The sequence below is a fragment of the Streptomyces sp. IBSBF 3136 genome (genome assembly GCF_036815105.1).
GTDB lineage: Bacteria > Actinomycetota > Actinomycetes > Streptomycetales > Streptomycetaceae > Streptomyces.
The window spans coordinates 1-14,123 of sequence record NZ_JAJSZC010000060.1 but is presented as its reverse complement, the minus strand read 5'-3'; the positions used below and the strand labels follow the sequence as shown (position 1 = coordinate 14,123).

The following is a 14,123-nucleotide window of genomic DNA, read 5'->3' as shown; positions in this document are numbered from 1 at the left end:
GTCACTTCTTGCGGCGCCGGCCGCCCTTGGCCTGCTTGCGACGCTCGGCCCGCGTCAGCCCGTCCGACTCCGAGCGCACCGGCTCGTCGTCCTCCAGGTCGCGCTCCACGATGCCGCCCTCGCCGTCCACGGTGGGCGCGGAGAAGTGCAGGTCCCGGCGCTGCGGAACGTCGAGGCCCTTGGCCCTGATCTCCGGACGCGCACCCGCCTGCGCCGGCACGGTGTCCTGCACGCCCTCGGGGAGCGCGAGGTCCTCGACCGGGACCTCCTCGACCTGCTGCTCGACCTGGACCTCCAGGTTGAACAGGTAGCCGACGGACTCCTCCTTGATGCCCTCCATCATGGCGGTGAACATGTCGAAGCCCTCGCGCTGGTACTCGACCAGCGGGTCCTTCTGCGCCATCGCGCGCAGGCCGATGCCCTCCTGGAGGTAGTCCATCTCGTAGAGGTGCTCGCGCCACTTGCGGTCGAGGACCGACAGCACGACCCGGCGCTCCAGCTCACGCATGATCTCGGAGCCGAGCTGCGTCTCGCGCGACGCGTACTGCTCGTGGATGTCGTCCTTGATGGACTCGGAGATGAACTCGGCGGTCAGACCGGCCCGGTCGCCGGCCGCCTCCTCCAGCTCCTCGATGGTGACCTTCACCGGGTAGAGCTGCCGGAAGGCACCCCACAGCCGGTCCAGGTCCCAGTCCTCGGGGAAGCCCTCGGCGGTCTCCGCGCCGACGTACGCGTCGATGGTGTCGTCCATGAAGTGCTGGATCTGCTCCTGCAGGTCCTCGCCCTCCAGGACGCGCCGGCGCTCGCCGTAGATGACCTCGCGCTGCCGGTTGAGCACCTCGTCGTACTTCAGGACGTTCTTGCGCGTCTCGAAGTTCTGCTGCTCGACCTGCGACTGCGCGGACGCGATCGCCTTGGTGACCATCCTGTTCTCGATCGGCACGTCGTCCGGCACGTTCGCCATCGACATCACGCGCTCGACCATCTGGGCCTTGAACAGGCGCATCAGGTCGTCGCCGAGGGACAGGTAGAAGCGGGACTCGCCCGGGTCGCCCTGGCGGCCGGAACGACCGCGCAGCTGGTTGTCGATACGACGCGACTCGTGCCGCTCGGTGCCCAGCACGTACAGACCGCCGAGGTCCTCGACCTCTTCCTTCTCGGCCTTGACCGCCTGCTCGGCCTTCTCCATGGCGGCGGGCAGGGCGTGCGCCCACTCCTCGATGTGCTCCTCGGGGTCGAGGCCGCGCTGGCGCAGCTCCGCCTCGGCGAGGTCCTCGGGGTTGCCGCCGAGCTTGATGTCGGTACCACGGCCGGCCATGTTGGTGGCCACCGTCACGGCGCCCTTGCGGCCGGCCTGGGCGACGATCGACGCCTCACGCTCGTGCTGCTTGGCGTTCAGCACCTCGTGCTGGATGCCGCGCTTGCTGAGCTGCTGGGAGAGGTACTCCGACTTCTCGACGGACGTCGTGCCGACGAGGATCGGCTGGCCCTTCTCGTGCTTCTCGGCGATGTCGTCGACGACCGCCTCGAACTTGGCCACCTCGGTGCGGTAGATCAGGTCGGACTGGTCCTTGCGGACCATCGGCTTGTTGGTCGGGATCGGGACCACGCCGAGCTTGTAGATCTGGTGGAACTCGGCGGCCTCGGTCATGGCCGTACCGGTCATGCCGGAGAGCTTCTTGTAGAGGCGGAAGAAGTTCTGCAGGGTGATCGTGGCGAGCGTCTGGTTCTCGTCCTTGATGTCCACCCCTTCCTTCGCCTCGATCGCCTGGTGCATGCCCTCGTTGTAGCGGCGGCCGGCGAGGATACGGCCGGTGTGCTCGTCGACGATCATGACTTCGCCGTCGATGACGACGTAGTCCTTGTCCTTCTTGAAGAGTTCCTTGGCCTTGATGGCGTTGTTCAGGTAGCCCACGAGCGGGGTGTTCACCGACTCGTAGAGGTTGTCGATGCCCAGCCAGTCCTCGACCTTGCTGACACCCGACTCGTGGATGGCGACGGTGCGCTTCTTCTCGTCGACGTCGTAGTCGCCGGTCTCCTCCATGCCCTTGAGCGGGTTGCCCGCCTCGCCCTTCTTCAGGCGGGTGACCAGCTTGGCGAAGTCGCCGTACCACTTGGTGGCCTGGTCGGCCGGGCCGGAGATGATCAGCGGCGTCCGGGCCTCGTCGACGAGGATGGAGTCGACCTCGTCGACGATGGCGAAGTTGTGGCCGCGCTGGACCAGCTCGTCCTGCGCCCACGCCATGTTGTCGCGCAGGTAGTCGAAGCCGAACTCGTTGTTCGTGCCGTAGGTGATGTCGCACGCGTACTGCTCACGGCGCTGGGCCGGCGTCATGTTGGCCAGGATGCAGCCGACCTCGAGGCCCAGGAACTTGTGGACGCGGCCCATCATCTCGGAGTCGCGCTCGGCCAGGTAGTCGTTGACCGTGATGAGGTGGACGCCCTCTCCGGAGAGGGCGTTCAGGTACGCGGGCAGTGTGCCGACGAGGGTCTTGCCCTCACCGGTCTTCATCTCGGCCACGTAGCCGAGGTGGAGGGCGGCGCCACCCATGAGCTGCACGTCGTAGTGCCGCTGGCCGAGGACGCGCTTGGCGGCCTCGCGGACGGTGGCGAACGCCTCGGGGAGCAGGTCGTCCAGGCTCTCGCCGTCGGCGTAGCGCTGCTTGTACTCCTCCGTGAGGGCACGCAGCTCGGCGTCGGAGAGGTCGACGAAGTCCTCTTCGATGGAGTTGACCTGGTCCGCGATGCGGTGCAGCTTGCGCAGGATCTTGCCTTCGCCTGCACGCATGATCTTCGAGAGGACGGACACGGGGGCTGGTCTCCTTGCCGGTCGGGCCTGGGACGGTCGGTTTTCCTTGACGTACTGAGCAACGGCCATCGTATGCGAGGACCCGGCCGCGCCGGGAGGCCTGGCGGCCCGACGGCTGCTACACACGTTCAACGGCCGGGAGGGGCGGATGGTGCCGCGCCGTGCGAGGAATTGCGCGAATTGTGATCGCCCGCTCACACACCGCGAAAACACTGGCGTGGCGGGGGTCCCCCGAACAGAATCGGCCGATGGAACCCGTGACGCTGACCACCGACCGTCTCGTCCTGCGCACCGTCGGCCCGGACGACACCACGGCGGTGTACGAGGCCGCCCAGGACCCGGACATCCAGCGCTGGACCACCATCCCCTCGCCGTACCTGCCGGAGCACGCCCGCGGTTTCACGGAGCAGATGGTCCCCGACGGCTGGTCGGACGGCTCGATGTTCACCTTCGGCGTGTTCACGGCGGGCGGAACGCTGGCCGGGATGCTCGGCCTGACGATGCGCGCGCTCGGCGTGGCCGAGGTCGGCTTCTGGTCGGCGAAGGAACACCGCGGCCGTGGCTACGTCACCGAGGCCGTGCTCACCTCATGCCGGTGGATCTTCACCGAGGTCGGCGTCGACCGCGTCGAGTGGCGGGCGGAGGTCGGCAACCACGCCTCCCGCGCGGTGGCGGAGCGCGCCGGTTTCACCGTCGAGGGCACCCTGCGCTCGGCCGTCAACAACAAGGGGGTCCGCCGGGACTGCTGGGTGGGCTCGCTCCTCCCGTCGGACCTGGGTCTGCCCTCGACGGCGCCGTACCTGCCGGCCCGGACCTGACCGTCCGCCCCCGGCCGCAGGGAGGGAACCGCAGGCCGGCCCGGGTCTGTCAGTGGCACCCTCTATCGTCCGACGCATGACGACCCTTCCGCGTCCCACCACCACGCTCACCGCGGACGACGCCCGGCGTGTCGCCCTGCGGGCCCAGGGCTTCCTCGGCGTGCCCGACCGGCGCGCCGGTGTCCGCGGGGTGCTCCGCCACCTCGGCGCGGTCCAGCTGGACACCATCTCGGTCCTGGCCCGCTCGCACGAGCTGGTCCCCTACGCCCGGCTCGGCGCGGTCGGCCGCAAGACCGTCGAGGCCGCGTACTGGGGCGCCGGTTCCGCCGGCGGCGCTCCGGCGCGGCCCCACGCGTTCGAGTACTGGTCGCACGCGGCGTGCATCCTGCCGGTCGAGGAGTGGCCCCACTTCGCCTTCCGCCGCCGCGCCTACCGCAGCCGCCCGCACTGGAACCACCAGCTCCCCGAGGGTGTCTACGAGCAGGTCGTCAAGCAGCTGCGCGCGGAGGGCCCGCTGACGGCCACGGAGCTGGGCGGCGCGAAGCGGACCAGCGACTGGTGGGACTGGTCGGGCACCAAGGTCGCCGTGGAGCGCGCGCTGATGTACGGCGAGGTGGTGTGCGTCGAGCGCCGCGGCTGGAAGCGGGTGTACGACCTCGCCGAGCGCGCCGTCCCGGACGCGCTGCTCCACGACGACCTGGACGACTCCGAGTGCGTGCGCCGTCTGGTCCGGCTGGCCGGTGAGGCCCTCGGCGTCGGCACGCGCGGGGACATCGCCGACTACCACCGGCTCAAGGCCGAGCAGGTCGACGCGGTGATCGCGGACTCGGGTCTGGTCCCGGTCGAGGTGGAGGGCTGGTCCAAGCCGGCCTGGGCGGACCCGGCGGCCCTCTCCGCGCCACCGCGCGGCCGCCACCGCACGACCCTGCTGTCCCCGTTCGACTCGCTGATCTGGGAGCGGGCGCGCACGGAACGCATCTTCGGCTTCACCCACCGCCTGGAGGCGTACGTCCCCAAACCCAAGCGGATTCACGGCTACTTCGCGATGCCGGTCCTGGCCGGCGGCCGGCTGGTCGGCCGGGTCGACCCGGCCCGCGAGGGCCAGACGCTGGTGGCCCGGCAGGTCGGCGTGGAAGGCCCGAAGGCGGTCCCGGCGGTGGCGCAGGCCCTGGCCGAGGCGGCGACCTGGGTGAACTGCGCGGACGTCCGTGTGGAGCGCGTGGAGGCGCCCGACCTGCGCGAGCCCCTCACCCGGGAACTGGCCGCCCTGCTCGGCTAGGGCCGGGGCGCCGCCCTAGCGGATCTCGAGGATCTTCTCCCGCATCGCGTAGACCACGGCTTCCATCCTGGAGTGCAGCTGGAGCTTCTCCAGGATGTTGCGGACGTGGTTCTTCACGGTGTTCTCGGAGATGAACAGCTCCTTGGCGATGTCCCGGTTGTTCATCCCGGTCGCCACGAGCTTGAGCACCTCCAGCTCGCGATCGGTGAGCCGGGGCGCGGGCACCAGCCGGCGCTCGTCGGTGCGCTGGATCATCGACTTGAACTCGGTGAGGAGCTTCGACGCCATGGACGGACTGATCTGCGACTGCCCGTCGGCGACCGCGCGAATGGCGGTGGCCACCTCGTCGGTGGAGATCTCCTTGAGTAGGTAGCCGGTCGCGCCCGCCTTGATCGCGTCGTAGAGGTCCGCCTCCTCGTCGCTGATCGTCAGCATGATGATCTTCGCGCTGGGAGCGACCTCCTTGATGGAGGTGCACGCCTCGATCCCGCCGCGCTTGGGCATCCGCACGTCCATCAGCACGATGTCGGGCAGCAGGTCCGCGGCCTTGTCCACCGCCTCGGCGCCGTCGCCCGCCTCGCCGACGACCTGGATGTCCTCCTCGGCCGCCAGCACGATCTCCAGGCCACGACGGAAGAGGGCGTGGTCGTCCACGACCAGGACTCTGATCGGCTCCGCGCGCGCAGGGCCCGTGTCCGGGTCCGCGCCGACGGCGGTGTGGCCATCGTCGGCGTGCCTCATCGGTCCGAAGGTGTCCGCCATCGTTCCTCCCCCTGTGGCTGCGGCCTGCGATCCAGTGCCGTCGCCAACCCAAGGCATCGGCCCACCGGTTGGGCCGGTGCGGCCATGATTTCATGCCCGGACGACACGGAGGTGACGTGTGGGGCGCGAAGTGGTCGCACGCCGGTGCCCCTGGGGGCGCACAGGCGCTTCCAGGGGCACCGGCTGAGCTCCGGCCGGGCGGTCAGCCGCCCAGCGTGCCCCCTGCCGCCGGGGGCTGCACCTCGGCGACCATCGGGTCGGTGCTGAGGTGGATGACGCCGTAGTCGTAGGCGTGTCGCCGGTAGACGACGCTCGGTTCCTTGGTCTCGGCGTCGACGAACAAGTAGAAGTCGTGGCCGACCAGTTCCATCTCGTAGAGGGCCTGGTCGAGGCTCATCGGGGAGGCGACGTGCGTCTTCTCGCGGACGATCAGCGGGCCCTCGCCCTTGACCTCCAGCGAGCCGATCTTCTTGGTGGGCACCCCGTCCGTCTCCTCGTCGTGGACGGGCTCACCGTTGCCGTTGAGCGTCGCCGCGCCTGGCACGTGGTCGGGAACCTCGGCCGCCGAGATCCGCCGCGCGCCGCGTCGCGAGAAACGCTTGTCGTGCTGCTTGCGCAGCCGTGCGTCCAGCTTCTCCGCCGCCAGGTCGAGAGCCGCGTACGGGTCGCTGGCCGCCGCCTCCGCCCGGATCACCGGACCGCGGGAGCGGAGGGTGATCTCCACCCGGTCGCAGCGGTCTGCCTGTCGCGGGTTGGGCTCCTTGGACACCTCGACGTCGAGACTCATCACCTTGGCATCGAGCCTCTGGATCTTCTCCAGCTTCAGCTTCTCGGCCACGTGCTTGCGGAACCGCTCGGGCACCTCGGTCTTGCGGCCTTTGACGACGATGTCCACGCAGAACTCCGTTCCCGGATCACTCCGCCGCATCGGCGGAGCATCTCCCTTTTGCACCAGGTCCCGGTGAGCCCCGGGACCTCGGACTCGGTGACTTCCACCTCCTCCTCCCCCATGGGCAAGATCTCCACCCCGCCGGCTCGGGTGATATCGGAAAACCCGCAGCACGGCATTCGGATAAGCGAGGTGTGGCCTGCGCCTTTCCTCACAACCGAACATATCTCGCCCGGACGGATGTCGTCACCCTCTACTGCGGCGTACCTCCGTTCAAGTGAATTGACCCTCTCGCTACCTGCAACGATGCAAGTCAGCGCTCAGTTCCTGTTTATTGCGAAGGAATCCCGAGGAGCGGCGACGACGGCCGCTCGGAGGGTCTCTCCTTTGATGTTCGGTACCGCCTTTTCAGGTGCACCATGCACCCACTTCCCTCTCTCCTGCCGGGCCTCGATCCGTCGTTCTCCCCTACCTTCCCGAGTTGCGGCCTCGTACACAGGCGTTCTGCCATCACGGCGGGATACCGTCACCTCGCGAACGGCCCGTGCCGCCTCGGCCAGGCTCGCCCCGGTGGTGATCAGATCGTCGACGACCACGACGTGACCGCCGGCGAGCAGCCGCGCCCCGCCCGTCCTGACCTCCAGCGCGCCGGCGAGGTTGGCCAGGCGCTGCCGCGCGTCCAGCGCCGCCTGGTCGGCCACGGCCCGCCGCTGCCGCAGCACGGCGGCCACCCGGGCCGGTGTCCCCGTGCGCCGCAGCTCCGCGGCCGCCGCGAGGGCCATCCGCCGCACCGGATCGTGCCCGCGCGCCCGCACCGCCCACCGGGCGGACGGCACGGGGACGAGCAGCACCGTCCCCGAGGCCGGGCGCGTCGGGGGAAGGCCGCCGCGCCCGACGGGTGACAGACCCGCACGCACGGCCCCCGCCAGGGCCGCCCCCAGAGCCGCCGCGAGCGCCAGCGCACCCCGCTCCTTGTGGGCCAGGAGGAGGGCCCGCACCTCACCCGCGTAGGCGGCCGCCGCGTGCACCACGGGGAGCCCGGGCGGCTCGGGCTCCGGCCGCACCCGGCGTGGCGCGGTGCCGCCCAGCGCGGTGCGGCACCGCGGGCACAGATCCGTGCGAGGTGCCCCGCAGCCCGCGCACTCGGCCGGCAGCACCAGGTCGGTGAGGTCCTGCCACCAGCCCCGCATGCGCTCCACTGTGCCAACGCACGGACCGGCAGGCCACCCCTGTGGACAACGCCCTGTGGACAAGCCGGAGCAGCGCCCGGCACTCATCACTCACACGAGTGAGGCCGCTGCGCCGACCGGCCGGACGTCTCGTTCCTCAGCCCGGATAGATCGGCGCGGTCCCGTCCTTGTCCACCTTCTGCCACTGCGCCCCGGACGGCAGACGTACGATCCCGTCCTCCGAATAGGCCACCAGCGGGACCCGATCGTCCTCGGACGCGGCGATCGCCTTCACACCCGACAGGGCGGCGGGCGCCAGACCGTCCAGCGTGGAGCCGTCGACCTGCACGTACCGCATCTGGTGCACGCCGCCCTGCTCCAGGCCGACGACGACCAGCCGGCTGTCCCCGGCCCAGGACATGGCGGTGACCTGCTCCAGATCCGGGGCGGCGGGCCGCGAGTCGACGACCGAGGGACTCTCGCCCGGCTTGTCCCCGCGTTCGATCCGCCCGATGAGCAGGGACTGCTTGCCGGCCTTCTCCACCACCAGCGCGACCCGCACACCGTCGGCGGCCACCCGCACGTCCCGGAGGCGGCCGGGCAGGTCCGGGACATTCACCTTCATCGGCTTGCCGCCGCCCTGCTCCAGCACGTACAGCTGCGTGTGGTGCGGGTCGCGGTCGGCCACCCACAGGTCGCCCTGCGCATCCCAGCTCGGAGTGGTCAGCCGGTCGTCCTCGGCCGCCCCCTGGCTGGTGACGACCGCCTCGCCGAGCGAGGCGTCCGTCGACAGCGAGGTGACGTACAGCGACTTGCCGTCCGCGCCGACCCCGGCCACGGTGTGCTCGTCCCGCGAGACGGCCACCGACCGCAGCACCCGGCCGCCCGGCTCGCCCAGCGGTCCGGGCACCGGGACGGCGCTGGTTCCCGTGGCCTCGCTGGCCAGCCGCACGAGCCGGTGCTTGCCGTCGAGGAAGTACAGGTAGTCGGGGCGCTGGACCGAGGCGCGCCAGGCGGCGGAGTCGGCGCGCTCAGCGGCGAGGTCGCACAGCTGGTGCCCGCCAGGTCCCTGCAACTCGACCGACTCCAGTGTCGGCGTCATGTTCCGCAGCGTGAACAACAGCTGGGTCGCCATCTCCATGCACCTGGCCGGACCGACCCGGGAGGCCTTGGCGTTCAGCGGCACCACCAGCCGGTTCTGGTCGTCCGGCGCCAACCCCGACACGCCCTCCCGCAGGGCCGTACCGGTCGGGAAGCTCGACCGGACCACGGGCCCGAGCCACCTGGTGGGGCCGCGCAGCAGCGACTGGACCACCTGGGTCATCGGGTCCACCTTGCCGCGCACGAACACCGAATCGGCGACGGCCACCGGCTGTCCGGTGGCCGCGACCGTCGTGCCGGAGGCGAAGTAGTACTTGTTGACGGCCGTGTAGTTGCGCTGGAAGTCGGTCTTGCCCATGACGACGCCCTGGGGCAGCGAGTCGATGCGCCACTGGCCGCTCTTGGCGTCCTTGGTGAGGTGCACCTTCCCGCGGTAGTCCCCGTCGGCCGGCGCGTACGCCTGCCGGGCGTCGACGGTGGCGACCTTGCTCCCCGTCAGGATGAAGGTGAGGCTGTCGCTCGCGCCCCGGCCGCCCGGCTGGTTGTCGGTCACGATGCTCGGTCCGTTGGCGAGCACGGTGGCCGACCGCTCCGGCCGCCAGGCGCGCGCCGCGTCGGCGGTCAGGTACTTGCGCGCCGTGTCGTACTCCGGATCGTCACTGGTCAGGGCCTCCAGGAAGCCCTGCATGATCTCCGTGGCCTGGGCGTCCTCGGCCGGCGGCATGGCGAACACGCGCACCCCGGTGTCCTGCCTCGGCGTGGACTCGACGTCCCGCAGGTCGCCGCTGTCGGGCATCGAGGCGCACCCGGCCAGCAGAATGACCCCCAGGGCCGTGCAGGCCACCGCGCGTCCCGGCCGGTGCCGGACGCCCCCCTCGCGGTCAGCGCCCACGAAATGCCTCCCCTGGCTCGGTCGAGTCCTCGGCCCCGGCGCTCCCGGAACGGCCGGCGTGTGTGTCGGACGCCGGAGCCGGCGCGGATCTGTCGTCGGCGCGCCGCTGCGGGCCGGCCGGCCGCGGCACCACGCGCGCGCCGTTGCCGTTGCCGGGCAGCGCGGTCGGGTCGGCGGCGGAGCCGGCGGAGGCCGGCCGCGGGGCGCGCCCGGGCAGCAGCGACATCTGGCCACCGCCCGGCTGCACCGGCACGGTCGCCCGCTTCTCCTCGCCCCCGCGGGGCAGACCGGCGTCGTCGAGCCCGCGGTTGCGCCGCGAGTCCTTGGGTTCCAGCGGTATCGGTGAGCCGCGCAGCGGTTCGTCCGCGGTCCTCGGCAGCGTCAGCCGGAACTGCGAGCCGCCGCCCGGCTCCCCCCACGCCTGCAGCCAGCCGCCGTGCAGGCGGGCGTCCTCCAGAGCGATCGACAGCCCGAGGCCCGTACCGCCGGTGGTACGCGCGCGTGCCGGGTCGGCCCGCCAGAAGCGGCTGAAGACGCGGGTCGCCTCGCCGGGCTTGAGCCCGACGCCGTAGTCGCGCACCGCGACGGCGACCGCGCCGCCCGCGGCGGCGAGCTTGACGACGACGTCCTTGCCCTCGCCGTGCTCGACGGCGTTGACGACGAGGTTGCGCAGGACGCGCTCCACGCGCCGGGCGTCGGCCTCGGCGACGACGGGCTGCTGGTCGCCGACGACACGTATGTGGGTGCCCTTGCGCTCGGCGAGCGGCTCGGCCCCGCCGACCACCCGGCGCACGACCTCCCTGAGGTCTATCGGCTCGGCCTCCAGGGCCGCGGCACCCGCGTCGAAGCGGCTGATCTCCAGCAGGTCCGCGAGCAGCGACTCGAACCGGTCGAGCTGGTCGGCGAGCAGCTCGGCCGACCGGGCGGTGACCGGGTCGAAGTCCTCGCGCGCCTCGTGGATGACGTCGGCCGCCATCCGCACGGTGGTCAGCGGGGTGCGCAGCTCGTGCGAGACGTCGGAGACGAACCGCCGCTGCATACGGGAGAGGTCCTCCAGCTGCTGGATCTTCAGCTGGAGGTTCTGCGCCATCTTGTTGAAGGCCTCACCCAGACGGGCGATGTCGTCCTCGCCGGTGACCTTCATCCGCTCCTGGAGGGTCCCCGCGGACAGCCGCTCCGCGATCCCGGCCGCCATCCGCACCGGGGTGACGACCTGCCGCACCACCAGCCAGGCGATGGCGCCGAGGAGCACGACGACGAAGAGACCGGCGGTCGCCAGCGTGCCCTTGACCAGGCTGAGGGACTTCTCCTCCTGGGTGAGCGGGAAGAGGTAGTACAGCTCGTAGGGGTGGCCGTTGGGGTCGTTGACCTGCTTGCCGATGACCAGCGCCGGCTGGGACTCACGGGAGGGCGAGTAGACGATCCGCGTGTAGCTCTGGGCGGCCGTCGTGCTGCTGTTGATCCGGTCCCGCAGGTCGGCGGGCACGCTGGCGGAGGGGTCGACGTTCCCCGAGCCGCGGGGGCTGCGCCCGCCGCCGCTGTCGTTGCCCACGGGCAGGGTCACGACGTCGAACGCGCCGGCGCCGCCGCTGGAGAGCGAATCGACGAGGTCGCTCATCCACGGGATGACGCTCTGCGAGGGCCGCCCCTCGGCGGAGGCGGTGCCGTCACCGGTGCCGGACGCCGTGCCGGTGCCGGCGGCGGCCTCGTCCGCCTTCTGCTTGGCCACCGCGAAACCGCCGGTGGCCTGGCTCTGCGAGGCCCTGACCTTGGCGTCCAGCAGGCCGTTGCGCACCTGCCCGATGACGACGAAGCCCAGCAGCAGGACGACGCCCAGCGACATCAACAGGGTCGTCGCGACGACCCTGAGCTGGATGTTGCGCCGCCACAGCCGCATGACAGGCAGCAGCGGGCGGCGCACCCAGCGCATGAACAGCCGGACCACCGGGCTGCCCTTGACCCCGCCCTGCAGAAGGCCGCCCTCCAAGAGACGTCCCCAACGCGTACCCGCCGTCGCACGGCCGACAGGCCGCCCCGGACGGGCCCCGGACCGGCCGGGAGCCGAAGCGGCACTGTCCTCGGACATGTCAGCTCGGTCCCGCCTTGTACCCGACACCACGGACGGTCACCACGATCTCCGGCCGCTCCGGGTCCTTCTCGACCTTGGAGCGCAGCCGCTGGACGTGCACGTTGACCAGGCGGGTGTCGGCGGCGTGCCGGTAGCCCCACACCTGCTCGAGGAGCACCTCACGGGTGAACACCTGCCACGGCTTGCGGGCCAGCGCCACCAGGAGGTCGAACTCCAGCGGGGTCAGCGCGATCGACTGCCCGTCCCGCTTCACGGAGTGCCCGGCCACGTCGATCACCAGGTCACCGATGGTGAGCTGCTCCGGCGCCGGCTCCTCCGACCTCCTGAGCCGCGCCCGGATGCGGGCCACCAGTTCCTTCGGCTTGAACGGCTTCACGATGTAGTCGTCGGCGCCCGACTCCAGGCCCACGACGACGTCGACCGTGTCGCTCTTGGCCGTGAGCATCACGATCGGCACGCCGGACTCCGCCCTGATCAGGCGGCACACCTCGATGCCGTCCCGGCCGGGCAGCATCAGGTCGAGCAGCACCAGGTCGGGCTTGGCTTCACGGAAAGCGGCCAGCGCCTTGTCGCCGTCGGCTACGAAAGACGGCTCAAAACCTTCACCACGCAGCACAATACCGAGCATCTCGGCCAGTGCGGTGTCGTCGTCGACGACAAGGACTCGTCCCTTCATAAACGACATCATCCCATTCTCGTAACGACGACAGAGGTGCAGGTGAGCAGGCTCACTGGCCTGTGACGATAGTCGTACGGAGCCATCACTGTCTGCCCCCGCAACGGGGACGGCACGACCCCTCACTCTGCGCATCGCCGCGGAGAGGAGGGGTCGCCACCGTAAGCGGACGCGTCACACGCCGCGCCGCGGTCCATTCAGCCGGTCGCCGCCCCGCTCAGGCCGTCACACAGCTCCGCGAGCGCCTCGGCCGTCACCGGTGACATCACGCCCCGCTCCGTGACGATCGCCGTCACCAGCTCGGGCGGCGTGACGTCGAACGCCGGGTTGTGCGCCTGCGTGCCCAGCGGCGCCACCGGGATCCCGCCGCCCGCTCCCGTCACCGGGACCTGCGGGGCCATCAGCTCCGTCACCTCGAAGCCGGGACGCTGCTCCACCTCGATCGACGCCCCGTCCGGCGTCCCGGGGTCCACCGTGGTCGACGGCGCCACGACGATGAACGGCACATGGTGGTAGCGGGCGAGCACCGCGAGCGGATAGCTCCCCACCTTGTTCGCCACCGAGCCGTCGGCCGCGATCCGGTCCGCCCCGACCAGCACCGCGTCCACCTCGCCCGCCGCGAACAGCGAACCGGCGGCGTTGTCGGTCAGCAGCGTGTACGCCATCCCGTGGCGGGCCGCCTCGTACGCCGTCAGCCGGGAGCCCTGCAGCAGCGGGCGCGTCTCGTCCACCCAGAGCCGCCGCAGCCGGCCCGTCCGGTGCGCGGCGAGGGCCACCGCGAACGCCGTCCCCTCCCCGCCCGACACCAGCGAACCGGTGTTGCAGTGGGTCAGGACACGGTGCCCGCCGCCCGGCAGCAGCTCGTCCAGCAGGGCCAGCCCGTGAGCGGCCATCCGCTCGCTCGCCTCGGCGTCCTCCCGGTGCAGTGCGCGCGCCGCGGCCAGAGCCGCCGTCGCCGCCGCGGTCGGGTCACCGGTCTCCGCGAGCGCCGCCCGGTACGCGGACTCGGCCCTGTGCACGCCGACGGACAGGTTCACCGCGGTGGGCCGGGCATCTTCCAGCGCCCGCGCGGCCTCCTCCACGTCGAAGCCCCGCGCGGCGGCGAGCGCGACGCCGTACGCCCCGGCGATGCCGAGCACCGGCGCCCCGCGCACGGCCAGCGAACGGATCGCCTCCATCAGGGCCGACGCGTCCGTGCACACCAGCTCGACCTCTTCGGCCGGCAGTCTCGTCTGGTCGAGAAGGACCAGTACGGGGCCTTCGGGTGGTTCCTCCCAACGGAGCACAGGTATCTCGGTCGGCCGCTTGTCCTCGCCGGATTGCGCGTACTGATCAGCCATGCGGTCAGTCTGCCCCGGATCCGGCGGACAATTGAAGGAGTGCGGGCCCTACCGCGGCCGGTCACGCCATGAGCACCCCATGGCACGATGTCTGCCAACCTGCCACCGCGACCGCGGACGGGCATCGCGAAGGAGCTTCGATGACAGACACTCCGGGCTGGGCCTCGCCCGGATCCGCCCCGTCGCCCGACGGGCGGGAACCTGGCGCGTCCGGCCCCGACGGGCCCACCGACCGCCCCGGCCCCGCCGAACCGGCCGCCGCCGACCGGCACCCGGCCTGGCGTGCCGCACTGGAGGAA

At 71.4% G+C, this 14,123-nt stretch carries 10 protein-coding genes; 2 read left to right on the top strand and 8 right to left on the bottom strand.

Annotated features, from left to right (window positions below; translation table 11 throughout):
• Window position 1: 1 nt before the first annotated feature.
• The gene (gene secA / locus V7E45_RS15575; protein ID WP_333774753.1) at window positions 2-2,809 is read right to left on the bottom strand and encodes a preprotein translocase subunit SecA; all 2,808 of its coding nucleotides are present in this window, start codon (window positions 2,807-2,809) and stop codon (window positions 2-4) included.
• 248 nt (window positions 2,810-3,057) lie between these two features.
• Here secA and V7E45_RS15570 point away from each other — a divergent pair, with 248 nt between their 5' ends.
• Together V7E45_RS15570 and V7E45_RS15565 are read left to right on the top strand one after the other, a co-directional pair.
• The gene (locus tag V7E45_RS15570) at window positions 3,058-3,627 is read left to right on the top strand and encodes a GNAT family N-acetyltransferase (protein WP_333774752.1); all 570 of its coding nucleotides are present in this window, start codon (window positions 3,058-3,060) and stop codon (window positions 3,625-3,627) included.
• 76 nt (window positions 3,628-3,703) lie between these two features.
• On the top strand, window positions 3,704-4,906 hold the full coding sequence (locus V7E45_RS15565; RefSeq protein WP_333774751.1) for a winged helix-turn-helix domain-containing protein: 1,203 nt from the start codon (window positions 3,704-3,706) through the stop codon (window positions 4,904-4,906).
• Between the two features lie 15 nt (window positions 4,907-4,921).
• Here the strand turns inward: V7E45_RS15565 and V7E45_RS15560 are convergent, their stop codons facing one another.
• The 7 genes from V7E45_RS15560 to mtnA form a co-directional block, all read right to left on the bottom strand.
• The gene (locus V7E45_RS15560) at window positions 4,922-5,668 is read right to left on the bottom strand and encodes a response regulator transcription factor (RefSeq protein ID WP_333774750.1); all 747 of its coding nucleotides are present in this window, start codon (window positions 5,666-5,668) and stop codon (window positions 4,922-4,924) included.
• A gap of 202 nt (window positions 5,669-5,870) precedes the next feature.
• The gene (gene hpf, locus V7E45_RS15555; protein WP_443056055.1) at window positions 5,871-6,563 is read right to left on the bottom strand and encodes a ribosome hibernation-promoting factor, HPF/YfiA family; all 693 of its coding nucleotides are present in this window, start codon (window positions 6,561-6,563) and stop codon (window positions 5,871-5,873) included.
• A 314-nt stretch (window positions 6,564-6,877) separates the two neighbouring features.
• Window positions 6,878-7,747: a ComF family protein gene (locus tag V7E45_RS15550; RefSeq protein ID WP_333774748.1), complete on the bottom strand. Its 870-nt coding sequence runs from the start codon at window positions 7,745-7,747 to the stop codon at window positions 6,878-6,880.
• Window positions 7,748-7,883: 136 nt separating this feature from the next.
• The gene (locus V7E45_RS15545) at window positions 7,884-9,719 is read right to left on the bottom strand and encodes an LpqB family beta-propeller domain-containing protein (RefSeq protein ID WP_333774747.1); all 1,836 of its coding nucleotides are present in this window, start codon (window positions 9,717-9,719) and stop codon (window positions 7,884-7,886) included.
• Entirely contained in the window at window positions 9,709-11,805 is a 2,097-nt protein-coding gene (gene mtrB, locus V7E45_RS15540; RefSeq protein ID WP_333774746.1) for an MtrAB system histidine kinase MtrB, read from the bottom strand. Before mtrB ends, V7E45_RS15545 begins: the two co-directional genes overlap by 11 nt.
• A gap of 1 nt (window position 11,806) precedes the next feature.
• Window positions 11,807-12,496 (bottom strand): two-component system response regulator MtrA, encoded by a 690-nt coding sequence (gene mtrA, locus V7E45_RS15535; protein WP_005316841.1) that lies wholly within the window; start codon window positions 12,494-12,496, stop codon window positions 11,807-11,809.
• 185 nt (window positions 12,497-12,681) lie between these two features.
• Complete coding sequence (gene mtnA / locus V7E45_RS15530; protein ID WP_333774745.1) at window positions 12,682-13,824, bottom strand: S-methyl-5-thioribose-1-phosphate isomerase; 1,143 nt, start codon at window positions 13,822-13,824, stop codon at window positions 12,682-12,684.
• Window positions 13,825-14,123 lie beyond the last annotated feature (299 nt).

Coding starts and splice junctions, on each gene's coding strand:
- mtrB (WP_333774746.1), bottom strand. CDS start 11,805: ATGTCCGAGGACAGTGCCGCTTCGGCTCCCGGCCGGTCCGGGGCCCGT.
- V7E45_RS15565 (WP_333774751.1), top strand. CDS start 3,704: ATGACGACCCTTCCGCGTCCCACCACCACGCTCACCGCGGACGACGCC.
- V7E45_RS15550 (WP_333774748.1), bottom strand. CDS start 7,747: ATGCGGGGCTGGTGGCAGGACCTCACCGACCTGGTGCTGCCGGCCGAG.
- mtnA (WP_333774745.1), bottom strand. CDS start 13,824: ATGGCTGATCAGTACGCGCAATCCGGCGAGGACAAGCGGCCGACCGAG.
- V7E45_RS15560 (WP_333774750.1), bottom strand. CDS start 5,668: ATGGCGGACACCTTCGGACCGATGAGGCACGCCGACGATGGCCACACC.
- V7E45_RS15570 (WP_333774752.1), top strand. CDS start 3,058: ATGGAACCCGTGACGCTGACCACCGACCGTCTCGTCCTGCGCACCGTC.
- mtrA (WP_005316841.1), bottom strand. CDS start 12,496: ATGATGTCGTTTATGAAGGGACGAGTCCTTGTCGTCGACGACGACACC.